Here is a 22,594-nt window from a genome sequence, read left to right on the forward strand (position 1 = left end):
TTGCCAATGCCCGATCAATCCACGGGCTGTTTCGCTCTCACGAGATTAAAAACGGTAGCCTAGCCCTAACCAGAGCCCAAGTGCATCCCATTCGCGTGAACGATGGATGAGACCGGAAACCTGTGTCGACCAATGATCGTTGATATCATAGACATACTCGGCTTCCACTCGGAATGCGTCGTTATCATCGGTATCTGTCCCCACACCCACACGAATATCGTAGAAATGACGCCGCGCACCACAGAAAAAATCTTTAGCCAGATCGTGACGCCACTCCAGCGTTGTTGTGCCGGCAAAATAATTCCGCGGCGTCCAGTAGGGATGAATGATATTCACCAGGGCGTCATCTTGATAGCGAAACAGACTTTCCTTGGCTGTATCTCGATGTTCACCGGTGAAAATGAGCTTGAGCGTATACGGATGCGGCAGAAGAAGAAGACCGAGGTCAGCGCGAAGATGCAAACCTTGATTGTCATCACTATAGATTTTTCCGGTACCGGCAAGATCAAGGCTGATTTGTTTTATCGGCTGTAACGTAAGGCGTGCCGTAAACGTTTGTGCCGTGATACTTTGAAACAGTGAATAATCGTTGAATATTTCCTCTGTCAGCGCATATCCCACGGTGAGCTTGGCAATATCATAGGCATTGAACGTTATATCGGCCTCAGGCAAAAAGTATGAACCGAGCGCCGAGTCTTCATACAGCTTGTACAGCACGGCCGCACGTGCACGAATATATGGATTGAATACCCCGCCGACTTCAATGGATTGCCCTTGCGCAAAGTAGGGTCCGGTTCGTGATCGATTGTTGCGTTGTGCCGCCAGATAGAATCCGTAAAGTTCATCTTGTGCCGGAATGGAAACGCTTCCTGCGTTGGCGTTGGAGGAATCAGGTGTTTTCGGAGATTCAATGAAGACATGCTGTCCCGCCTTGGCCCAAAAACGGGTGTCGTTGAATGGGACGACAAGCTCCAGATCGAAACGACTTCGGCTGATGTTGGCGAGTCGTCCGGATTTACCGTCTTCATCCCAAAAACTATATCGAGCGTTCAGTTGTGGATTGCCACGAACATCAAGTCGGTGCAGGGCTCGTTTGGCACGATCATGCAAGGGGTCAATACGCAGGAGGCGTTGATAGCCACATCGCTCTTCCGTACCAAGGCCCATCGCGCAATCGAGTTGTGCCGCATCGAAAAGGGCTTCCTGGTTGCCTGGCTCCATGGCGATGAGTTTGGTAAAGGTTTTGCGCGCAAGCATTTGTCGATCGTTATATGCAAGGCGCTTTGCCTGTTTTTCAAGAGTTGCCAAAGTTTGGATACGAACGCTCGGTCGTAAGGCAATCACAGCGCGTTCCAACGCAATGCGCTGTGACGGTGGGAATTGTGTACGCGCCAGGACATCAAGACCGGCCTGGTAGATGCACTCAGTATCCTGGGGTGGCAAACCGGGAGAGTCAGACGTTTTCGCCGTATACTGTTCAACCACGGCAACGGCTCCTGCATCGGGCGGCCAGTCGATGAGCGTATCGTAATATTCTGTCGCCTGTTTGGGACGTTTTCCCCACATCGCGACGCGAGCTGATTCGAGGACGGGAACGGGATCACGCCGATTTATACGGCGCATGGTGCGATAGACTTCCAGACTGGCATCGTATTCTTTCGCCCATGAGAAGAGGCGAGCTTTGGTCAAAAGGAGTTTGGAGGCATCCGGAAATGTTTTCAAGAGGGAGTCGGCACTGCGGAGAGCTTCTTCATACTGTTCGGCCGATCCGAGTGTTTCAATTCGAGCCATGGCTGCCGGGATGTATTGGTCATCTCGGGTTAACGCTGCATCATACAGATTGATGGCCAAGGCATACTGTCCGTCACGAGCGAACATGTCACCCCATGTTTTGAGACGTTCCGGGTTGGTTTCTTCCGCAATGACACTGTGTGCCAAATCGGAGGAACCTCCGCGGTCGTAGTATGCTGCAGCAATCGAATGGGGATCAGTTTTGGCTGCTTGGGAAAAAACTTCACGTGCTTCTTTGTCGTGACCGGTCCGAAGAAGCGTGCGTCCATAGATGACATGATCGTCTGCAGTCGCGTCGGGATGATGAGCCAGCGCAGACGCAACGCTGACCGCGTCCGTATTCCGACCTGCTTCGAGCAATGCAGCACTTTCCAACGTCAGCGCAGAGCGTGCCCGGCGATCACTGGCATCAAGCAGTTCCAAAGCATACAAGACGCCCTCGGGATCGTGAGCACGCAAGCGAATATCCGCGAGAGCGAGCAGGATCTCAGGTTCGGCGTCATGCTCTATGAGAGCATCACGATAGATCGCTTCGGCTTCGTCATATCGTTGCGCATTGGCAAGAACACGGGCCAGCTCCAGCCGGACAGGTAAACTATTGTGTTGAGAGAGAACACCGCGCAACGTTGCTTCGGCCTGGTTGAAATCTCCCCAGAGGTTACTGCGATTGGCCTGTCGTACCAAAATATCGGGGCGTTGCGATGGAGTGGCGAGCGCTAAAGCCTGTATATACCATTCGCGGGAGGCTACACCGTGTCCCAAACGCGTTTCAATATCCCCCAGAAGCATGATGGCGTCGATATCTTTGGGGTATTGAGCAAGAATCGACTGTGCGGCCGTACGTGCGGTGCGGAGACGGCCCGTTGTGAAATAGGCCTGCGCTAGAAGGAATTCGGATTCTTTGTCTCCCCAGCCTTGTGATTGGATTTGTTTCAGCAGCGGGAGAGCCGTTGCTTCTTGACCTGCCCAGGCCAGTGCCTTGGCATAGCGAACAAGCACGGTGGGATTATTAGGAGCCAATGCATAGGCCTTGGCGTAATGCGGCAAGGCTGCATCAAGGTTTCCACCATAGAACAGCGCATCAGCCAGTCCGGTTTGAACTTTCACCGGTTGAAAATTCGTTTTGGCAAGGGTGGTGTAGAGTGCGGCGGCTTCGGTGAAGTCTTGGTTACGCATGAGGACGTCGGCCAGAGCAAAGCGCAATGTCGAACTATTGGGACGTTGTTGAAGAAGCGCACGATACTCTTTTTCCGCTTGGGGCAGATGAGTGGGAGTGCGCGCATATAACTCCGCCAGAAGTAATCGCGCATCAAAGTCGGAGATGAAATCTTGCGCTGGCACGAGGCTGTTTGTTGCAACCGGGGCGGCCTGGGCAACGGCGACAACGCACAACAGCAGGAAACTGTGACAGGCAATATGTCCCAAAATGCCGAGTATATTCATGGTGTTGGCTTGAGTGTCATTTGGAGTTCTTTGATGGCATCATCGGTTCGGCCGGCCCATGAGAGAACACGGGCATAGCGTCTGCGTACCTGAATATCATGCGGGTGCTTGGCAAGGATTTGTTTATATTGCGCTAGAGATTCCGGATACTGTTTCATCCAGCTTAACGTATCGGCAAGTTTGAGACGCGTGGTGTCATCGTTCGGTGTGGATTGCAGGTGGCGTTTATATAATGCTGTGGCCTGTTCATATTGTTTTGTGGCCGCATAAATATCGGCAAGTACGAGCGCTGATTCGGTATCAAGCGCCGTTTGAGGAAGTGCGCGGAGCATGGTGAGTGCCCGTGTCTCATCGCCTTTCCAATAATAAACGCGGGCGAGTTCGGCTTGCACGGTGAAATCGTCCGGAGTGTCTTTGAGGAGCATTTTGTATTCGGCAATGGCTTCGTCATAGCGTTTGCTGTAGCTGAGGAGTCGCGCCAATTCGAGTCGGGCTTGTTGCGTGGTGATCTCGTCCTGGCCTGGGGCTGGCTCGGGGACGGGGGTTCCCGGTATCGGCGTTTGAGCAAACGAGTTTACTGTCGCAAGGAAGATCGACAGTACAATGGGGAGGAAAAAAGCAAACCGTTTCTGACACATCATGGAGCCTCCGAAAGAATACGACGGTATTCGTTGATAGCCTGGTCAATTTTGTTTGCTGCAGTGAGAGTGCGTGCCAGCTCAAGACGAATCTGTCGGTTATCGGGGTATTGCCCAACGAGGGAACGGGCGAAGTGTTCCGCTTCATCCACTTTTCTGGCTTTGGTGAGCGTCTGTATGAGACCGATTTGAGCTGCCATATTGTGAGCGTTGGCGGTAATCAATTGACGATATATTGCCTCGGCTGCATCCAATTGGTTCAGACGGGATAAGAGAGAAGCTTTGTGCAGAACCGCCGCTGGATTACGTTCGATGGTGGCACCGAGACGCTCAAGAAGCGCCAGGGCGGCCTGTGGCTGGCCTGCAGTATCAAAAAGCCCGGCAAGTTGGTCTGCTTGTCCGGGTTCAATGGTCGCATTCGAGTCGAAGAATTGGTCTAGAACATTCAGTGCAGTGGCGGTGTTCTTGTGTGCAAGAGCCCAAGTGATGAGGCGTATATACGGGAGGGGACGACGGGCTCGGAGACGAACCGCCTCTTCAAAAAATGAACGCGCTTCGCGGGGATGATTTTGTGAGAGAAGTATTTCTCCCTGACGAAAGGCAACCATTGCCGCATGATGCCATTGATAAAACCAGGTCGTAGTTCCCGCTGTGACGGCTAAAATGACTCCATAGAGAACAAGTTGCCTTGTCGATGTTGTCATAACGCTGTCGACCACTATGAAGTAAATGAATCTAGGGCATCGTCAACCGTGTTATAGATGGGAAAGATTCTGTCCATATGTGTCATTTTCAACACACTGCGGATATTGGTATTCACCCCGAATAAGGCGATACCGCCCTTTCCCTTGAGCGATCGGAGAGTGGAAATCAGCGCTCCGAGCCCGGCGGAATCAAGGAATGTGACATTGGAAAGGTTGAGCGCGAATTTGTTGTGTCCCTCGTTGATGAAATCAACAAATCGAGATTTGACCGCATCGATATTGGAGATATCGATGCGATTTGTGTCGAATGTAACAAGACAGGCTTCGTTGCGGCAATGTTCCATGGTCAGCATGGCTTACTCCTTGCTCGCTTTATCTTCCGACGCCAAGTCGGATAATAATGATGTATAGAGCATGATGATGGTATTGTAATTGTAAAAAAGTCTTTTTTCCAGTTGTTTTATAGCATTCACATATTGCGGCATGGTTCCTTGACTGAATGCCGCAACCCAAAGTTCGGCAGAAATTTCTGGCTCAATGGCTTGTCGCAAGCGTTCCAGATCAAGCAAGTAGAGATTCTCCATTGGATTCCCTGTTTCTCGCAATTCTTCAGTCATCTTCGTTAGCTCTGCGATATTTCCTTTTACCCGTCGGGCCGCATCATCAAAGAGAAACAGGCGCAATGCATACGCGTCCTGGTGATCGAGGTCGGTAAATCGGTGCAGCACCGGGCCAAGATGTCGTAAATAGATACTGACACCGCGCTTCAGAAAAACTGTATCTTTGAATATTTTTGTCAGCAGGTTCGATGATGTATCAAAATGCGAGAGGTCGATGGTAATCCCACGTGATTCAAAGGAAATCGATACAGGATAATAGAGTGTTGCGCGTTCTTTGATCGATGCACCGCATGATATCGAATTGTTTTTGGGATCAGGGCGACTCCAAACGACTGTTCCCGTATCGTAGACTTGGCCTGAGAATAAAAAGGGAAGATGAAAGTCAATAACATCGCCAATTGACAGATTTTCTCGTTTGAGCACCCAATTCGGAAGCTGTATTTTGAGACCATGCAAGCTGATATCTTCAATAATGTATTGAAAGACAGAGTAATCGGGCAATCGTGATCCGAGATACGGCATGACAGCAGAATCAATGGAGTAACGGCTTTCACGTCGATCTCCCAAGGGGAGTGTTTCGCTGTTCACAGTGTTTTCTTCTCTTTTGGACATATGGTTACAATTATTATAAAGATTATGTTGAGTACAAGATAAAAATGACATTGCGTTGATCATCATCGCGTCGTACTGTGTATGGGTTATGAAGACCATATCATATTTCGTCTCTCTTTTTCTGTGTATAAGTGTCCTCAATACGGTTCCTTCTGCATGTGCAGAATACCCGCCAGTTCCTTCCTCCGGAATTCAATTGTGTTCCATTACCGGCGACGAGGATACTCCTGCGGACTTTAATCGCCGTGTTGGGACCAGGCATGCATTTTCTTTGGATTTCTTTTCATTTCCCGAAGTGCTTTCTGGTGAGATTGCAACACGCCTCGATTTGTTTGTCCGGCATTGTATGGCTGCGGGAGCTATCCCTCTTCTCACCCTTGAAACCAAGGGCGGATTGAACTCCTATTCTCGGGAAGACATCGAAACATTCATCGAAACATTAGCCCAGTATGATACCCCGATACTTGTTCGGTATAACCACGAAATGAATGGTTCCTGGTATCCCTGGGGACAACAACCGACGTTGTATGTCAGTAAATTTCGTGAGTTTGCTGGGATTGCTCACGAAAATGCTGAAAATGTCGCGATGGCGTGGACGCCGGGGCAAGGGTGGGGATATCCGTACGCAGGTGGAGCGTACACCGGTTCTGTGGATTCCGATCCCGCTTTGGACACCAATTCCGATGGGGTGTTGACCAGTGCCGATGATCCTTATGCGCCGTTCTATCCAGGAGATGAGGCGGTGGATTGGGTGGGATTCAGTCTGTATCATTGGGGGAATACCGGTATGAATCGGAACGAAATTCCCACTCCGCTCAAGTGGTACCATGCCAATGGGTTTGAAGATGATGTACCGAACTTTCATGATCTTTACGCAAAAAATCGAGAGAAGCCGATGATTGTGGCTGAAACAAGCGCATTTTATGATCCCACAGACAGCAGTGGAGGTGGAGCAGACGAATATGCGATCAAATCTGGTTGGCTCAACCAAATTTTTCATTTCGATACAAACAGCGCATACGCATTACCGATGATACTTCCCGAGCTCAAAGCCGTGTGTTGGTTTGATCGCTTGAAATACGAAGAAGAGCTGCAGGGCGATGTGGATTGGCGTATCACCGGAAATGCTCGTGCTTTGGCAGAGTATGCAGAGATCGCAAAGAATCCTTCTGTTGTCGCATCGACACGACCGGTGGACTATATTGAATCGGTTCATGCTCCATCGTCTATTGTGCCCGGCCAGCGTGTAACGGTTGAAGTTCGCGCTGAAACAAGCCAGCCTCGGAAGCTGAAGGTGAATCTCCTTACCTACCCGGAATATCGGTATATTACAGGGGCTTCCCATTCTGTAGAAGCTGGGCAGCATGATCTTGTCTTTACACTCAATGTCCCGACCGAATATGTTGCGGAACATGCGGTTTTTGACGTGTTGCTTCTCCCGCTGGATTCGCCAGATTCGTCTGCACTTGATCACGTGCAACCCAACGTATCACTGGGCGTCCCGTCGCTTCTGCCCATTTTGCTTCTTGTGGTGTCATGAAAAGGCCGAGTCTGGCTTTTCAATGTCAACGGGAAGGGCTATCATAGAACATTCATCAATATAACGGTCTTGCAAATGGAGTAAACAAAATGGAATTTGTCGACACGATCGAACGGTTGACGGTGTATTGTGGAGAAAGACACCATGTGGACGGTAAGCCTACCTATGAATACATTGTCGAAGAGGCTCGGCGTCGAGGTTTGGCTGGAGCAACGGTGTACCGTGGTATGATGGGATTTGGTGGACACAGTCTTATTCATACAGCCAAAGTGTTGCGTTTGTCTGAAGATCTGCCCATAACCGTTGAGATTGTTGATGAAGCCGATAAGATTGAAGAATTCATCGATTTTCTGGAGGGAGTTGTCCACAATGGAGCCATTGTGTGTGAATCGGTACGGGCAAAAATCTTTCATCCAGTTGAAAAATGAACCCAACCTGCGCATCCTGCCTTGCGGCAGAGAATATTTTGTGAAATAGAATACAATCTGTTTTCTGCTGCATGAAACTTTTGGCACGGGATGCTGTTATATGTCTCGTTTTATTCGAAGTCGTCATTTTCAAGTCTTTGTGATCGTACTCAATTGTACGTTTATTCTTTTCGTGGCTTATATGTTCGAACAATTGGAACGTCGCAACTATGAACAACGCTTGCGTACTGAGGTAAACGATCAGGCGTCCGCATTACGTATGCGTCTTGAATCAGCGTTGATGACTCGTCTTCACGTCGCTGAATGGCTTCGAGAGTATGTTGCCAGGCATAGTGATATCAGCCAGGACGACTTTGCTCTTCTCGCCCAAGACACATTGGCTGACCATCCCGGAATCAATACGGTACAGCTTGCCAGAGATGGAGTTGTTACACACGTTTACCCAAAGGAAGGGAACGAATCCGTTCTCGGTCTTGATATCTTGCACGGTCTGCCTAAAGATCAACAGCCCGCAGTCTCCTCGGCAATGCAGTCTTCACGTCCATTTCTTGCCGGGCCGGTCGACCTTGTACAAGGGGGAAAATCATTTATTGTACGCACCCCCGTCTATTTGAAAGACGCACAACAAGACGGGAAGAAACCTCAGTTTTGGGGGCTTGTAACCTTGTTGTTTTCTCCCCTGCAGTTGTTTGACGAGGCCGGCCTTGGAAAAAATGATCATCTGGCAGTCGCTCTTCGTGGAAAAGACAGTCGCGGTGAAAAGGGTGATGTTTTTTACGGTCCTCCCGAAATCTTTCAATTGAATAGTATTCGTACAGATATTCCTTTGCCCTCAGGGAAGTGGAATCTCGCCGTCATGCCAAAAGATGGGTTTTCCTCTTTTCCTCTGGTATGGCATATTTTTCTCAGCGGGGTATTGGTTGCCTTTATTTCAAGTTGGCTTTTGTACTTGCTTTTACGCAGGCCGGAAGAACTTCGCCAGGCAATAGACAGGGCCACGGAGGCCTTAGCAGAAAGCGAAAAGAAGTTTCGGGGTATCTTTGAAAACGCTGTGCATGGTATCTTTCAAACCACACCGGAAGGATCGTTTATTACCATTAATCCCGCTATGGCCACCATCTTGGGGTATACTGACAAGCGCCATTTTCTGATTGAAGCCGGCACACTCTGTGATCTTTTTTACGACTCCAATATGGCGTTGAGTTGTATGGAGAATCTGAATGCACACAATGTCATGACTGTAGAAGCTCGCCTTCATTCTAAGGTCGGCAGAACAATCTGGACACGTATTACGGCATGGTCGGTCAAAACTGATTTGGGGGAGATTGTTGGCATCGAAGGTATGGTCGATGATATTACAAGTAAGAAGCAAGATGAAATGCGACTCAAATTATTTGAGAAGGTTTTTGACAATTCTTTAGATGGTATTGTCGTGACGGATGACAATGCATCCATTCTGGCTGTGAATAAGGCTTTTACCCGCATCACTGGGTATGACCGTGAAGAAGTTATCGGAAAAGAACCTTCACTGCTGAAATCCGGAAGCCATGATGATTTCTTCTATAGAGCCATGTGGGAACAACTGCAGCGTGAAGGTCTATGGGAAGGAGAGATTTGGAATCGGCGCAAGAATGGAGAAATTTATCCAGAATGGCTGTCTATCAGTGCTATTCGTGAAAATGGGCAAATTGCACAGTTTGTGGCAATTTTTCACGACATTAGTGACATCAAAGATCAGGAAGAGCGCATTCGCCATCAAGCCTTTCACGATGGGCTTACCGGTCTGCCGAACCGATTGTTACTGGATGACCGGCTTGAAGTCGCGTTGTTGCAATCGAGTCGAGCCAAAGTTCGTACGGCCTTGCTTTTTCTCGACTTGGACGATTTCAAGATGATCAATGATACGATGGGACATGCTGTGGGAGATAAGGTACTTGTGCACGTTGCGAATTGTTTGCGGTTCAGTGTGCGTGACTCCGATACGGTTTGTCGCCTTGGTGGTGATGAATTTGTCCTGCTTCTCCCGGATGTTGTCTATGAATCAGACATTGATCATGTTGTAGAACGCATTCTCACGTCATTCGGTGGTGGGGTTGAAATTAATGGGCATCGAATCCCACTCAGCACAAGTATTGGCATCAGTATCTATCCTGACAATGCTCAAACAGCCAAAGAACTGCTCGAAGCAGCCGATACCGCAATGTATGAAGCCAAAGCGCTTGGCAAGAATGCGTGTGTTCGTTTTTCGGAGATGTACGAATAGTATTCGGGGACTTTACTCTGTTTCATACGAGACAAAAAAAGGCGGGACCATTCGGCCCCGCCTTTTTTTGTCTCGTCGTTTTTCTTGCTATTCTTGCGCGGGTTCAACGTTGGAATACCCTGTTGCATTGGGGTCCGAATCGGTATTCAGGTCGTAGGCATAGATGACGGTTCGGCTTTTGCCGAATCCGGATGGACCAGGATACGTATTCACAGCGACAACCAATTGTTTTTCGCCGTCGTTATCAATGTCAGCCAGAGTGTAACCGGTGACGGTGCCTTTGATGCGGCGTGTTTTCCACATCAAGTTGAGACCAACTCCATCCCAATACATGGCGTGGATTTCACCTTGGGCGAAGCTGCGGAAGTTTTCAAAAAACTGGGCCGCTACCGATATGTTTTTGTTGACCAAAAGCTCATACCGGTTGTCTTTGTCGAGGTTGGCAACCAATAAGGGCAGCGGGACATAATAGTATGTCCACAGGTAGTCGGCATCGGGTTTATCCATGGGGGCCATGAGATCGTCAAACTGTAAACCGATAGCCGAACCGGCATATTTTTCTTCGGTTTCAGCCATGAGTTCTCCGCTTGAGGTGTACACAACAAGACGGTCATTGTTGTTGACGAGGATAACTTTATAGCCCGATTCTTCCGGGTAGAAAGCGAAGTTGAACGGATTCGCCTTTCTTGGCAGGTTGACTTTCGACGAGGCCTGCACGGTCCCGCCCGAGTAAATCATTTCATAAATTCCCTCCTGGAAGAGATCACGAGGGTGGCTTTTGCCACCGACCAGTGAACGGCTGAACTCGGGGGGAACAGGGGCTACGGTCAAAAAGTATTTGATGCGGTCGGCTTTGACTACAAGCTTACCGTTTTCGTAGCTCAGAATAAGGGATGCAGCTTCTTTATTGATATAGCCGGCAACAATGATTTCCGATCTGCCATCCTTGTTCAAGTCGAACAGGTCGACGTGGAGCAGCATAAGATTGGGGGAAGTCTCGTAATCGGCCAGGGGCTTGAGCTGTCGATCTGAGTATGTGAAGGCGTGGATACCATCCTGTCCCATGAGGATGGTTTCATTGTTGCCGTCACCGGTGATGTCACCCACGGCGACGCCAAACGAGGGGAAACGCAAGCTCTGGCTCCGCCAACGGCCCGGCGTGTCCGGTCCTTGAACATACCGGAAACGAGGGTTGAGGTAGGGGTTGGCGCCCAGCTCACCTTCCGTTGCATTGACCACGAAATTCGGGTTCATGGGAGCTTGGCCCGTTTTGGCGCTGGCTGCATTGGCGCTCCCCGGTTTGGCCGGGCGTTTGAAAATCTTAGCATTGATATTGTCGGCCACTCCTTCCATAGCAGGAATGAGACCGTCAAGTTTTGCTTTGGTGGATTGCGGCCAGCTCTGTCCGTCAGGTCCGGAAACGGTGGCATCGACACTGGCTATGTTGCCCGAAATCGTCACCGATCCTGAGACTTTATAGTCGGCTTTCGCGTTGTCGGCCACAGGTTGGAAGTGGTTTGTCCAGGTCAGGCGCGAGTTGAGCATGCTCTTTATGCCCTGACTCAGGTATTGATATTTCTCAGGGCCGTGGACTGCGAAGGGTTCCACCGTAAAGGTCTTTACGTCCGCTGCGAGGGCACATATGGCCGAGAGGACCGTGGCCAGGCAGAGGAGACCCGTTATCGACATTTTTCTGATGTTCATGCAAATCTCCTTGAAAAGAAGCGTCGGGCCGTGGCCCGAAAACTCATTTCACACAAGCGAAATGGGGGTTACGGTAGCAATTTACCTGCTCTCATGCAAAGTAAACTTGACACTGTCGTTGCCCGTCCGGGCGTATTCTACAGTTGATTGCGGGACATATTCGTCGGCCAGGGTCGTGAGGTCGGCCAACAGTGTGTCCGCGAATCCTTTGGGGAGTGTCCAGGAAATAATGCGTAACGCTTCTTCTTCATCGCCGACAATGTCCGGACCAATGTAAATGTTGGACAAAGGAACGGCTGAATGGAAGAAGGTAACGTAAAACAGCCACAGGCAATAGACTTTATCGCGCGGGGGCAAGGGGTGTTTGACGAGAATCCTTAGCTTTCGCGGCAAATCGTCAATACGTCCACCCGTATCGTGCTCCAATTGTTGGGCAATGCTATCAAGTTCATTGTCCGGCAATGTTTCGAGTGTTCGCAAAAAAGTTGCAAACAGCTGCACAAGGTTTTCAGGCTTTTCTTTGCCCGTCGCCGCCAAAACTAAGGGGATCGTTTGCTCTTGCATCATGTTTTCTATTGTCGCGATTTTTGGAGCGCTTGGCAAGCAGGCCCGATTTATTTACCCCTGGGAAACACACCTTTTGGGTGAAATTTCGTTCTACATTGAGGTTCTCATGATTCAAACTGTGATTCTTTTGTGTGTTCTTTGTGCATTGATTGCCACTTTTGTCCTTCGGGAGAGCGCTAGACGACTCAATCTCTCCGCACTGTCTTCATCCGTGCCAGAAGAATTTGTCGGTATCTATGATGCCGACGCTTATCGCCGCTCCCAAGAATATACCAAACAGGCCACGCGCCTTGGTTCCATTGAGGATGGATTCGGGACGGTTATATTGTGTTTATGCCTGGCGACCGGTGTTTTCGGCTTGCTCGACCGGTTTGTCGTGGGGTTGAATCTTTCCCCTTTGGCAACCGGGTTGGTGTATCTGGGGGTTGTTACGCTTGTCGCGGACCTCGTGCTTGCCACACCCTTCTCCATCTATTCAACTTTCGTTTTGGAAGAGCGTTTTGGTTTCAACCGGACAACAGGAAAAACGTTTTTTCTTGATAAATGCAAAGGCTATCTCATCACGGCCATCCTTGGGGGAGGGCTTGCGAGCCTGATCATTCTTTTTTTCAATGCGATGGGACCAGCCGGCTGGGTGCCAGCCTGGATCGGGATTGCACTTGTTACGATTGGTGTCATGTATTTCGCCCCGAGCATTATCTTACCGCTTTTCAACACGTTTACGCCTCTTGAGGATCCGGAACTCAAAGCCGCTATTGAGGACTTGGCGCAGCAATATGCGTTCACGCTTGAGGGAATTTTTGTCATGGATGGGTCGCGTCGATCGAGCCGAGGGAATGCATTCTTTACCGGGCTGGGTTCACGAAAGCGCATTGCATTGTTTGATACATTGATAAACACAATGACCACAGAAGAAATTGTCGCTGTCTTGGCTCATGAGATTGGTCATTGGAAAAAACGACATATTGTTAAATCGATCATGCTGGAGATGCTCAAAACCGGTTTATTGCTGTTTCTGTTTTCCTGCATTCTGGAATCGCCGGTATTTTTTCAGGCATTCGGCATTGCAACGCCATCGGTTGCAGCGGGTCTGATCGTTTTTGGCATTATTTATCAGCCTGTCATATTGCTGCTGTCGTTTCTTTCCAATGCGCTTTCGCGAAAACATGAATTTGAAGCCGATGCGTTGAGTGCCGAGGCTACTCGGCATCCCCAAGCGTTGATTGATGCCCTTAAACGGTTGAGTGTCGACAATTTATCGAATCTGACCCCACACTGGTTCTATGTCATGCTCAATGCGAGTCATCCTCCTGTTCTGGAGCGCATTCAGCGTCTGCGTTCGATGATTTGACGCTATTGGTTATGCGTAACGTTCGTTCGAGCAAAATGGAGTAGACGGGCTTTCCGCCGAGACCTTCGGAAATGACTGATGCCGCCATACAGGTGACTATGAGTGGTAAAATGAGCGCGTAGTTCATGGTCATTTCCACCACTAAAATAATGCCTGTCAGCGGCGCGCGGACTGTGGCGGCGAAGAGAGCCCCCATCCCTGCAACGGTAAAAATCTCTGCGTGAGCTACAATGTTGGGAAAGTAGGTTGTGGCATAATGTCCGAACCACATACCAAACAGAGTGCCGAGTGCGAGCATAGGAGCAAAGATACCGCCAGGGGCGCCGGAACCGTAACAGATCATCGTGGCGAGGAAACGAGCGGCAAATAAAAACAGCAGCATGTTCGGCGTATATTCGAAGTTGAGGACTTTGGGGATAACAGCATATCCACCGCCGACGATGTCGACCATGGCCCACGCAAGAAAGCCGATCATGCCGCCGATAGCCATACGAAACGCGATAGCCGCACGGGCTCTGATGAAGTCGAACGCATCGAGAGTACGCACGAGGAGAAAATTAAACACATATCCAAAAATGCCGAACATACCGCCAAAGATGGCAAACAACGCGAGGGAACCTAAAGAGGGCGCGGCGAAATGTGTCATCGCCATATCCGCTTCTTGGCCGGTGAACATACGGAGCACAATGTCGGCAGCCGCGCAGGCTGCGACAACGCACTGTACGGAAAGAAAGTTATAGTGGAATTGTGGTCGCATTTCCTCGACGACAAACAAAATGCCGGCAAGTGGAGCGTTAAACGCGGCACCGAGTCCGGCTCCAGCTCCCGAGGCAATAAGGATATGGGCGTTGTCTTTGTCGAGCCCGAACATTTCGGAGATCATTTCCCCGAGGTTGCCACCGAGTTGAATGGTTGGTCCTTCACGTCCAAGAACCATGCCTGATCCCAGCGAGAGGACACCGCCGATGAATTTAATCGGCAAGACCTTGCGCCAGCGTAGTGGCCGAATGTACTCCAGTGCCCCTTCAATTTCTTGGACGCCGCTTCCGGAGGCTTCCGGCGCAAAGCGTTTGGTAAGCGTAAATGCCAGAGTCACCATGAGTGCACAGAGCACCGTGCTCGGGAGCCAAGGGAGTGACGGTACCGCCGAAACAATCGATGTTGCCGTCTTCGGTCCAATGGCGTGGGCTAACCATGTTTCGACAAGAGTACGAAACTCAGTGCTATTGAAAAAGGCAGTGGTTAAGCTCAGCCACTTCATGACATGGACGACAAGGATTTGAAATGTCGCCCCGACAAGTCCGGCCAAAGCTCCTACCAGAATGGCGAGAAAAAAAATCAGCGTATACCGGCGAGATTTCAGTCCGAGTTCAACGAGAATCGTTCGAAATGGTGAGATCGGACAGTATGCTCCTGGTACCTCTGGTTCAGAGGGAGTGTGTTCAGGATGTTCCGGTTGAGGGGCAGCGGTCATGGCATTGTCCTTCGTCTTCATTACAGCCGTGGTGCCTGGTGTTGGTTGTACAGGATATACTTCGCCCCACAACTTGAAAACCCGTACTGCTTCAAAATGTCAGCATGAAGAAGAAAAAAACGCGTTGGAGGAACGTCACGCATCATACCAGGAGAGTTCTCGAGCGCAGACGTCAGGCAGTAAGAGACGTTTGCAGAGCATGGCGTGGTGGTTGTTACCCTGTGCTACGTTCATGGTTGTCGTTCTCGTGTTGCCTGAAAATAAAGAGACTCAAACTGGCGAGAACAAGGGCAAAGAATATTTTGAACCCTTCTTGCGGGACAAAGGGAAGCAGTCGGTTCCCGATTTGGGCACCTGTTATGCCGCCAAGACCGAGGAAAAGCGCGGTGTGAAATGCAATTTTGACCTTCTTGCGAAGGTGAACCACCACCGATGATAACGCAATGACAAGAATGGCGATAAAGGCGGTCCCCGTTGCTCGTTCAGAGGAAAACCCCAACCCGATGAGAATGGGCGTCAGCAAGAACCCACCTCCGAGACCAACAAACGAAGCCACTATACCAACAAGAAATCCAAGTCCAACAATAGACAGATGACTCATGTGCACCGGGTTTTGACTGAAATGGGTGATGCCGAGTTCGCGCAAGCCGAATTTACTGTCAGCCACAAGAAACAATGCCAGAGCAAGAAGAACAAAAGAGAATATCTTACGGAAAATTCGTGTTGGCACATGGTGAACGAGTCGAGAGCCAATTTGCGCGCCAAGCGCTCCCCCAATTCCGATGAGCAGACCGAACACCGGGTCTATCGTCCCTTCGCTGATTGCGGCGACCAGAGAAGATGTTGTCAGAAGAAGAACGCAAGATAAGGACGTTCCAACGGCCCGACCAGAGGAAAAACCACACCCGAGCAAAAGCGGTACGATAAGAAATCCTCCTCCCATACCGGCAAAGGAGGCCATGGTCCCTATACAAAGGCCGAAGAAAAAGAACAGAAGCGTTCCTTGGATACGATGGGTACTCTCTTCAGGGGTAGGCAAGGGCATGGCGCTTCCTTTTGGTTTGGAATAGCCGGTGAAACGGTTTGATGACCACATCGGCATCGCTTGATGTAAGCATTTCGACAAATTTACCGAGAGTGCAAATGATCACCGTTTTTTGGGGGGGCTCCATGTGCAGCATCTTGTCTTCTCGCCATGTCTTGCACAACGATGGTCAACGAGACGTTCTTTGATCTCGGTGGTTGTGGGCTTGGAGTTTCCGCCAGGGCAGCGTATATTTCTTCCATAGACAACGGCTTTATTGTTATCAGATTTTTTTATCCTCTTGGAGTATCTCGGTTTTCAACACAAAACGCAAGGGGCTTGCCGTGACATTCGAAAATCCCTGGACAATTTGGGTTGCCATCGCAACGGTGGTCTACATTGGCGGAACCGTAGCTGCGTTGTTTGCGGTGAAGGAAGCCCGTACACCGCAAGGTGCGACAGCATGGGTGATGGGGTTGGTTGCCTTTCCCTTTATTGCGTTCCCTCTGTATCTCATTTTTGGTCGACGTCGATTTGAAGGCTACGTGAATGCGCGGCGTTCCGGAGATCGCGAAATTCGTCATATCGGCGAACGAGTGATGGATGAGGTCAACCTTTTTCGTGCAGAAAGCCAAGATATTAAAGATTTTCTTGTTCTCGAACGGCTTGCTCACCTCCCTTTTACCGAACATAACAGCGCCCAGTTGTTTACTACGGGTAAAGATACATTTGATGCGATTTTCGAGGCTGTCGAAAGCGCGAAATCGTATATTCTCATTCAATTTTTTATTTATCGAAACGATACTCTGGGAACAGCTCTTGCCGCCCGTCTCAAAATTAAAGCGATGCAAGGCGTCAAAGTCTATTTCATGTTTGATGAAATAGGCAGCAGCCATTTACCTTCGTCATTTATTGATGAATTGACCAAGGCCGGCATTGAAGTACATCCCTTTAACACGGCGTCAAAACTCCGCAATCGGTTGCAGATCAATTTTCGCAATCACCGGAAAATCGTCCTTGTCGATGGACATATGGCATTCGTGGGGGGATACAATGTCGGTGATGAATATTTGGGAAAGAATCCGAAACTTGGGCCATGGCGCGATACGCACATGCGCTTGACTGGTCCATCTGTTCTTGCCGTGCAATTGTCATTTCTGGAAGATTGGCACTGGGCCACAGGAGAAACACCAAAGCTGTTCTGGCATGCTAACGCCGCCAGTAACAACGGGATGAACGGACTTGTCCTCGCTATGGGGCCGGCGGATTACCGAGAAACCTGTGCGTTGTTCTTTCTGCATTGCATTCAGAGCGCCAAACACCGTATATGGATTGCTTCTCCATATTTCGTTCCTGACCAGGATGTGATGAGCGCCTTGAAGCTGGCCGCATTACGTGGGGTCGATGTGCGTATCCTCTTACCCAGTCGCGCTGACCATCTGCTTGTGTACATGACCGCCTTTTCCTACATTGATGAAGCGGAAGAGTCCGGCATTCAGTTCTATCGCTATCTCGACGGATTTATGCATCAAAAAACCGTACTCATCGATAATAGAGCGGCAGCGATTGGGACAGCTAATCTCGATAACCGATCTTTTCGGTTGAATTTTGAGATGATGTTCTTTTTCCCGGATCGTGAGTTTGCCGAGAAAGTCGGAACCATGCTCCATCATGATTTTATGAAATCACGACGTGCCACTTCGGAGGAGCTTGCCGCGAAACCATTTTTGTTTCGCTTGTTCGTTCCTGTTGCCAAATTGTTCTCGCCGATTTTGTAGAGGAAAGCGATGTTGTGAGGACGTTTCGGTTATCGGGCGTTCTCGCGGTGGGGTTGCCTGGTGTATGCCTGTGTTTTCTTATTATGAGGAAGACGCGGCACCTTTTCCTATATAATCTTCAACAAGCTGCAGGAGTTCGTCCATGTCGATGGGTTTGGAAAGGTAATTATCGATACCGCTCGCGATAAAACGTTCTTTATCTCCCTGCATAGCGTACGCCGTAAGCGCGATGACGGGAACCGTCGCGTTGGAGGCATAGTCGGGATTGTTGCGAAGTTTCGTGACGGCTTCGAGTCCCCCCATAATCGGCATTTGGATATCCATGAGAATCAATTGGTAGACGTGTTTTTCCAATAATTTCAATGCTTCGACGCCATTGTCAGCGCATATCGTGGTGTACCCTGCCACCTGCAACATGCGTTGGACACAGAGCTGATTGACGGAGTCGTCTTCAACGAGAAGAATTCGAGCTGGTTCTTGTGGTGGAGTGTCCGGCATACTGATGACTGTTGTCGAGATAGGCGTTCGGACGGCATCGAATAGGAGAGGTAGGCTAACCCCGATAGATGTACCGTGTCCCGGTGTTGAGTCAATGCAGATAGAACCTTGCATGAGCTGAACAAGACGCTTGACAATAGGAAGCCCGAGACCGGCCCCCTGGAATTTGCGGGTAAAGCTGCTATCAACTTGAATGAAGGGGGTAAATATGGAGTCAAGCACGTCGTCGTGAATGCCAATACCGGTGTCAGTAATGAGTATGACGAGTTGAAAACGGTTATTGCTTCCTTTATGGGCAAACATACTGCACTCGACAGATCCTGACGAAGTAAATTTGACGGCATTGCCAACAAGGTTGAACAGAATCTGACGGATGCGGATGGAGTCTCCGCTCGCTGTTTCCGGAACATTGGGACCGACATGAAATGATATGTCGATGCCTTTGCGTTTGGCCTCCTCTTCATATGTGTCGCGTAATACACCAATAACGTCTTGAATAACAAATGGTTCAGTCTGGATTTCAAGCTTTCCGGATTCAAACTTGGACAAGTTGAGCAGGTCTTCAAGCAGGCGCGTGAGATTATTGCACGACCGAAGGGCAACTTCGGTCAACTCGTTTTGCTCCTTGTCGAGTTCGGTCATACGCAAAAGTTGCAGCATCCCCATGGCGCCGTTGAGCGGGGTACGCAATTCGTGGCTCATATTGGCCAAAAATTGGGATTTGGCCTTATTTGCGGTTTCGGCAGCGTCTTTGGCGGACAGCAGTTCCTTTTTGATGCGTTCCTGCTCGGTCATGTCGGAGAACGAGAGAATTGTGGATTGCGATGTCTGGTCGTCTCCTTCAAGAGGCGTCATGGTGCATTTGATCCAGGAATCTGGGGTGTCAGGGAGACGAACACAGAAAATTTCATCGTGGAGAGGAGAGCCTTTGCTGATGCTTTCGAAAAGTTGGGTTGATGAATGTTTCTGGTTATTATGTTCGAACAGATAAGGAGCAATCGTACGAATGGGCTGCCCGACGATGTCAGAGGCTGCAATGTGAAACAGCTTTTCGGCAACTTTGTTCCAGGTTTGAATGATGCCGTCAGCATCAATCAAAACGATTCCTTCCCCGACAGAATGGACCAACGTTCTATAACGGTTTTGGTGGTCCGAAATGAGACACTGATCAAGGTGCCGTTGTTTGTGCGTCATGAGCCCCTGTGCGAGGAGATTCAGTTGGGCAATGTCGGTCTGTGTATAATCTGTCGACTTGTTCGCGACGGCGATGACAGCCACGACACGATTTTTGTCTACGACGGGAACGGAAACGAAGCGTGAGAGGGAGATGTGCCCTTGAGGGATCCCCTTTTTCGAAGGAGACGGAAGTGCGTAATCGTTAACAAGAATCACTTCTCCTGTTCGTACTGCATCGGACCACCACCCCCCCAGAGAAATTGCAAAATGTTCCTGAATGGGAGTTGAACATTCATCCATAACATTGTGAGAGTAGACGGTAGGGAAGAATTTTTCCGAATTTTCGTCGGCTGTACTGATGAATCCAATGGTGCTGTCCGTGAGGCGAATCGCTTCATCGAGGGCATATTGAGCAATCTCATGCTCGTCGTCGCTTTCAAGTTGCGAGAGTTGAAACAGCGATTTGAGATGCTCGGCATGACGTTCCAGCTCTTGTTGTATGGCTTCGCGTTCATGGATTTCCAGTTCGAGCTGATCTTTCTGGTATTCGAGTTCGGCCGTTTTGAGGCGGACTTTTCGTCGAAGCATGACGGCAAAGACAGCAAAGACGAGAACTGTAATAAATAATCCTACCGAAAGATTGAGAAGCCAACCTGGCATAGCTGATTTATCAGTTTGCTGGCTAAAAAGCTGATTCAGAGATTGATAATAAACGGATTGAGGGTTGTTTATCTGATCGTTGATAGCTTTGTTGAATGCTGGAAGAATATTTTGAGGGTCGCCTTTTGTAACGGCGAACTGAATTTGAATTGGATTGAAAACGATGGATGTGGGATGAAAGCCTCGTGGGATTGCGTGCATAACACCATACAAGCGGTTAAGAATCGCAGCATCTACCTTTCCACGAGTGAGTGCATTCAAAACCTCGTTATAGGCATCGTATTCGAATGAGGCGCATTGGAGGTCAAAACGTTTTATCAGCTTGCGAAAGGCGGTATTATGAATATCCCCGCGAAGTAAACCGATAGCTTTACCGTCAAGCGCCAAAAGAGAGTCGAGATTGTGACCAGGAGCAACAAAAACTTGTCCCCAATTAATGAAAATCGGTTGGTCAGAAAAACTGAAGTTTGCCTGGCGATCTTCAGTGAGTGCTATAGCAGGAAGCAAGTCGATATCACCGTTTTTCAGCTTCGTGAGAACGTCATTCCAACTGCCGGTGATATATTGAATTTCTCTGTCACTGTGGGAAAATGCTTCTTCAAGAACGTCAATAAAGAGACCCGTTGGTCTGCCCTGTGTCCCCATGGAAATAAGAGGGGCATTTTCATATATTCCGACGCGAATTGGCATTGGTTGTGCTGAGAATGCATTCGCTGCAACGCCGCATAGCATCAAGAATAGAATGAATTGGCACAGGTATTTGAACAAAATCGGGTTCATATGAAGGCCTATTGCAAAGTGGAGTTCATCAACTGTTTTTCTTAACAGAAATTTTTTCACTACCACAACGTTGCACAATGTAAAAGAAAAACTCATTATGTTTTAGTTTGAATATTATATTTTCGTAATAGCTCATAAAAACGCGATTTTGAAAGACCAGAAAGTGAAAGCATGGCCTTAATATCCGCTTTAGTAACACGTACAACATATTGTAAGTATTTCTCCTCTGCGAACTCAATCATTTCATCACGGAATTCTTTGAGCGTCGGAATCGTTTCCGGGAGGGCAAGCGGCGTGTCGAGAATATCCGAACGCGATGTATGGATGGCTTCGTGTGTTCGTTTCTTTACCGCCGTAATACGTACCGATTCCGGAAGGTGTGCCGGATATAATGTCGGAGCATTCCCTGCAGCCAAGATGGCAATCTCAAGGGTGCTAATGAATTCGCGAACATTTCCCGGCCAATCGTATTGAAGCAACGTTTGAATGAATTCTGGGGCGAAAATTTTTGACGAGACACCCGTTGCAGCAGCGAGACGCGGTGCATAATACACGAGGAGTTGCCGGATATCTTCCCGTCGTTCGCGAAGCGGGGGGAGGAGGATGCGCATGGTTTTGAGCCGGAACAGCAGGTCTTCGCGAAATGTACCATCGGCCGCCATGGAGTCGAGATTACGGTTTGTTGCGGATATGAGTCGAAAATCACTTTTAAACTCTTTGTTTGAGCCGACCGGTCGGACAACGCGTTCCTGCAAGACGCGAAGAAATCCTCGTTGCAACGGAAGTGGTAATTCTCCGATTTCGTCCAAAAAAAGGCTTCCGCCGTCGGCCATACGTATTAAGCCGGTTTTGTCTTTGTCCGCTCCGGTAAATGCGCCGCGAACATGGCCGAATAATGTGGCTTCAATAAGTGTTTCCGGTAACGCCGCACAATCCACGACGACAAACGGACCATTTTTTCGTCGACTATTGTCATGAATGGCCCGAGCAAACAGTTCTTTGCCGACACCGGTTTCTCCGACAAGCAGAATATTGGCATCCCCAGCTGAGGCTTGCGCAACCAGCTCAAGACTTTTCTGCATGGCTGGAGAGTTTCCGATGATACGGTCGCGATGGAGCGGTTCTTGACGACGGCTGCTGTGTTTTTCACGTCGATATTGAAGTGCTCGCAACAGTGGCAGCATCATTTCCTTATCTGAAATCGGTTTGCACAAATAGTCCCAGGCTCCGCTTTTGACAGCCGCCTCGGCGCCTTCGGGACCGCCATACCCGGTAATAATGATGACTTCGGGGTGAGATGTGGCATGTTTGATTTGTTCGACTTCCTTCATGCCGTCTCCATCGGGGAGCACCACATCAAGAAAGACAACGTCGATCTCTACGTCGGCGAGAATGGAACGTCCTTGTTCCAGGGAGTACGCAATGTGTGCTTCATGGCCTACGTCGGCGATAGAGGCGGCCATGGAACGGCAGAGGACGGGGTCGTCGTCGATGATCAGAATATTGGCCATAGCATCCTTCCGGAACATGTCTGCAAGAGTTG

At 49.4% G+C, this 22,594-nt stretch carries 16 protein-coding genes; 5 read left to right on the top strand and 11 right to left on the bottom strand.

Features of this window, described 5'->3' with window-relative positions; all coding sequences use genetic code 11:
- Positions 1 to 45: 45 nt before the first annotated feature.
- From G451_RS0104430 to G451_RS0104450, 5 genes are read right to left on the bottom strand one after another with little or no spacing between them, the layout of a single operon-like run.
- Entirely contained in the window at positions 46 to 3,234 is a 3,189-nt protein-coding gene (locus G451_RS0104430; protein WP_027183310.1) for a tetratricopeptide repeat protein, read from the bottom strand.
- Positions 3,231 to 3,875: a tetratricopeptide repeat protein gene (locus G451_RS0104435; RefSeq protein WP_027183311.1), complete on the bottom strand. Its 645-nt coding sequence runs from the start codon at positions 3,873 to 3,875 to the stop codon at positions 3,231 to 3,233. Before G451_RS0104435 ends, G451_RS0104430 begins: the two co-directional genes overlap by 4 nt.
- Positions 3,872 to 4,576 carry a tetratricopeptide repeat protein gene (locus G451_RS0104440; protein WP_027183312.1) on the bottom strand — a complete coding sequence of 235 codons (705 nt, stop codon included), beginning with the start codon at positions 4,574 to 4,576 and terminating at the stop codon, positions 3,872 to 3,874. Before G451_RS0104440 ends, G451_RS0104435 begins: the two co-directional genes overlap by 4 nt.
- A 14-nt stretch (positions 4,577 to 4,590) precedes the next feature.
- Positions 4,591 to 4,929 (bottom strand): STAS domain-containing protein, encoded by a 339-nt coding sequence (locus G451_RS27570; protein ID WP_051261128.1) that lies wholly within the window; start codon positions 4,927 to 4,929, stop codon positions 4,591 to 4,593.
- Positions 4,930 to 4,932: 3 nt separating this feature from the next.
- The gene (locus G451_RS0104450) at positions 4,933 to 5,784 is read right to left on the bottom strand and encodes a PilZ domain-containing protein (RefSeq protein WP_027183313.1); all 852 of its coding nucleotides are present in this window, start codon (positions 5,782 to 5,784) and stop codon (positions 4,933 to 4,935) included.
- 220 nt (positions 5,785 to 6,004) lie between these two features.
- Between G451_RS0104450 and G451_RS32295 the strand changes: the two genes are divergently transcribed.
- The 3 genes from G451_RS32295 to G451_RS32300 all read left to right on the top strand — a co-directional run bounded on the left by G451_RS32295 (position 6,005) and on the right by G451_RS32300 (position 10,039).
- Complete coding sequence (locus G451_RS32295) at positions 6,005 to 7,348, top strand: glycoside hydrolase family 26 protein (protein ID WP_084448366.1); 1,344 nt, start codon at positions 6,005 to 6,007, stop codon at positions 7,346 to 7,348.
- Positions 7,349 to 7,437: 89 nt separating this feature from the next.
- Positions 7,438 to 7,776 (top strand): DUF190 domain-containing protein, encoded by a 339-nt coding sequence (locus G451_RS0104460; protein WP_027183314.1) that lies wholly within the window; start codon positions 7,438 to 7,440, stop codon positions 7,774 to 7,776.
- Between the two features lie 100 nt (positions 7,777 to 7,876).
- Positions 7,877 to 10,039: a sensor domain-containing diguanylate cyclase gene (locus G451_RS32300; protein ID WP_051261130.1), complete on the top strand. Its 2,163-nt coding sequence runs from the start codon at positions 7,877 to 7,879 to the stop codon at positions 10,037 to 10,039.
- 87 nt (positions 10,040 to 10,126) lie between these two features.
- Here G451_RS32300 and G451_RS0104470 read toward each other — a convergent pair whose 3' ends face one another.
- Together G451_RS0104470 and G451_RS0104475 are read right to left on the bottom strand one after the other, a co-directional pair.
- A complete protein-coding gene (locus G451_RS0104470; protein WP_245587765.1) occupies positions 10,127 to 11,743 on the bottom strand; it encodes an FG-GAP repeat domain-containing protein in 1,617 nt (538 codons plus the stop codon).
- An 81-nt stretch (positions 11,744 to 11,824) separates the two neighbouring features.
- Positions 11,825 to 12,310, bottom strand: a complete 486-nt coding sequence (locus G451_RS0104475) for a hypothetical protein (protein ID WP_156921509.1) — start codon at positions 12,308 to 12,310, stop codon at positions 11,825 to 11,827.
- Between the two features lie 106 nt (positions 12,311 to 12,416).
- Here G451_RS0104475 and G451_RS0104480 point away from each other — a divergent pair, with 106 nt between their 5' ends.
- Positions 12,417 to 13,661: a M48 family metallopeptidase gene (locus G451_RS0104480; RefSeq protein WP_034640790.1), complete on the top strand. Its 1,245-nt coding sequence runs from the start codon at positions 12,417 to 12,419 to the stop codon at positions 13,659 to 13,661.
- Here G451_RS0104480 and clcA read toward each other — a convergent pair.
- Entirely contained in the window at positions 13,603 to 15,135 is a 1,533-nt protein-coding gene (gene clcA / locus G451_RS27585; RefSeq protein ID WP_051261131.1) for a H(+)/Cl(-) exchange transporter ClcA, read from the bottom strand. The two genes, G451_RS0104480 and clcA, sit on opposite strands and share 59 nt — an antisense overlap.
- A gap of 214 nt (positions 15,136 to 15,349) precedes the next feature.
- A complete protein-coding gene (locus tag G451_RS32305; protein WP_051261132.1) occupies positions 15,350 to 16,180 on the bottom strand; it encodes a sulfite exporter TauE/SafE family protein in 831 nt (276 codons plus the stop codon).
- Between the two features lie 323 nt (positions 16,181 to 16,503).
- Here G451_RS32305 and cls point away from each other — a divergent pair, with 323 nt between their 5' ends.
- Positions 16,504 to 17,937, top strand: coding sequence for a cardiolipin synthase (gene cls, locus G451_RS0104500; RefSeq protein ID WP_245587766.1), 1,434 nt, complete (start codon positions 16,504 to 16,506; stop codon positions 17,935 to 17,937).
- Positions 17,938 to 18,018: 81 nt separating this feature from the next.
- On the opposite strand, the gene G451_RS32310 is transcribed toward cls, so the two are convergent.
- Positions 18,019 to 20,961: a response regulator gene (locus tag G451_RS32310; RefSeq protein WP_169727821.1), complete on the bottom strand. Its 2,943-nt coding sequence runs from the start codon at positions 20,959 to 20,961 to the stop codon at positions 18,019 to 18,021.
- 185 nt (positions 20,962 to 21,146) lie between these two features.
- On the bottom strand, positions 21,147 to 22,562 hold the full coding sequence (locus tag G451_RS0104510; protein WP_027183319.1) for a sigma-54-dependent transcriptional regulator: 1,416 nt from the start codon (positions 22,560 to 22,562) through the stop codon (positions 21,147 to 21,149).
- Between the last annotated feature and the right edge of the window lie 32 nt (positions 22,563 to 22,594).

The organism is Desulfovibrio inopinatus DSM 10711 (genome assembly GCF_000429305.1).
Classification (GTDB): domain Bacteria; phylum Desulfobacterota; class Desulfovibrionia; order Desulfovibrionales; family Desulfovibrionaceae; genus Alteridesulfovibrio; species Alteridesulfovibrio inopinatus.

Bases quoted from the DNA above. Each gene is read 5' to 3' on its own strand.
- G451_RS0104510 (WP_027183319.1), bottom strand. From the start codon at position 22,562: ATGGCCAATATTCTGATCATCGACGACGACCCCGTCCTCTGCCGTTCC.
- G451_RS0104475 (WP_156921509.1), bottom strand. From the start codon at position 12,310: ATGATGCAAGAGCAAACGATCCCCTTAGTTTTGGCGGCGACGGGCAAA.
- G451_RS32310 (WP_169727821.1), bottom strand. From the start codon at position 20,961: ATGCCAATTCGCGTCGGAATATATGAAAATGCCCCTCTTATTTCCATG.
- G451_RS0104460 (WP_027183314.1), top strand. From the start codon at position 7,438: ATGGAATTTGTCGACACGATCGAACGGTTGACGGTGTATTGTGGAGAA.
- G451_RS32300 (WP_051261130.1), top strand. From the start codon at position 7,877: ATGTCTCGTTTTATTCGAAGTCGTCATTTTCAAGTCTTTGTGATCGTA.
- clcA (WP_051261131.1), bottom strand. From the start codon at position 15,135: ATGACCGCTGCCCCTCAACCGGAACATCCTGAACACACTCCCTCTGAA.
- G451_RS0104430 (WP_027183310.1), bottom strand. From the start codon at position 3,234: ATGAATATACTCGGCATTTTGGGACATATTGCCTGTCACAGTTTCCTG.
- G451_RS0104435 (WP_027183311.1), bottom strand. From the start codon at position 3,875: ATGATGTGTCAGAAACGGTTTGCTTTTTTCCTCCCCATTGTACTGTCG.
- G451_RS0104470 (WP_245587765.1), bottom strand. From the start codon at position 11,743: ATGAACATCAGAAAAATGTCGATAACGGGTCTCCTCTGCCTGGCCACG.
- G451_RS0104440 (WP_027183312.1), bottom strand. From the start codon at position 4,576: ATGACAACATCGACAAGGCAACTTGTTCTCTATGGAGTCATTTTAGCC.
- G451_RS32305 (WP_051261132.1), bottom strand. From the start codon at position 16,180: ATGCCCTTGCCTACCCCTGAAGAGAGTACCCATCGTATCCAAGGAACG.
- G451_RS0104480 (WP_034640790.1), top strand. From the start codon at position 12,417: ATGATTCAAACTGTGATTCTTTTGTGTGTTCTTTGTGCATTGATTGCC.
- G451_RS27570 (WP_051261128.1), bottom strand. From the start codon at position 4,929: ATGCTGACCATGGAACATTGCCGCAACGAAGCCTGTCTTGTTACATTC.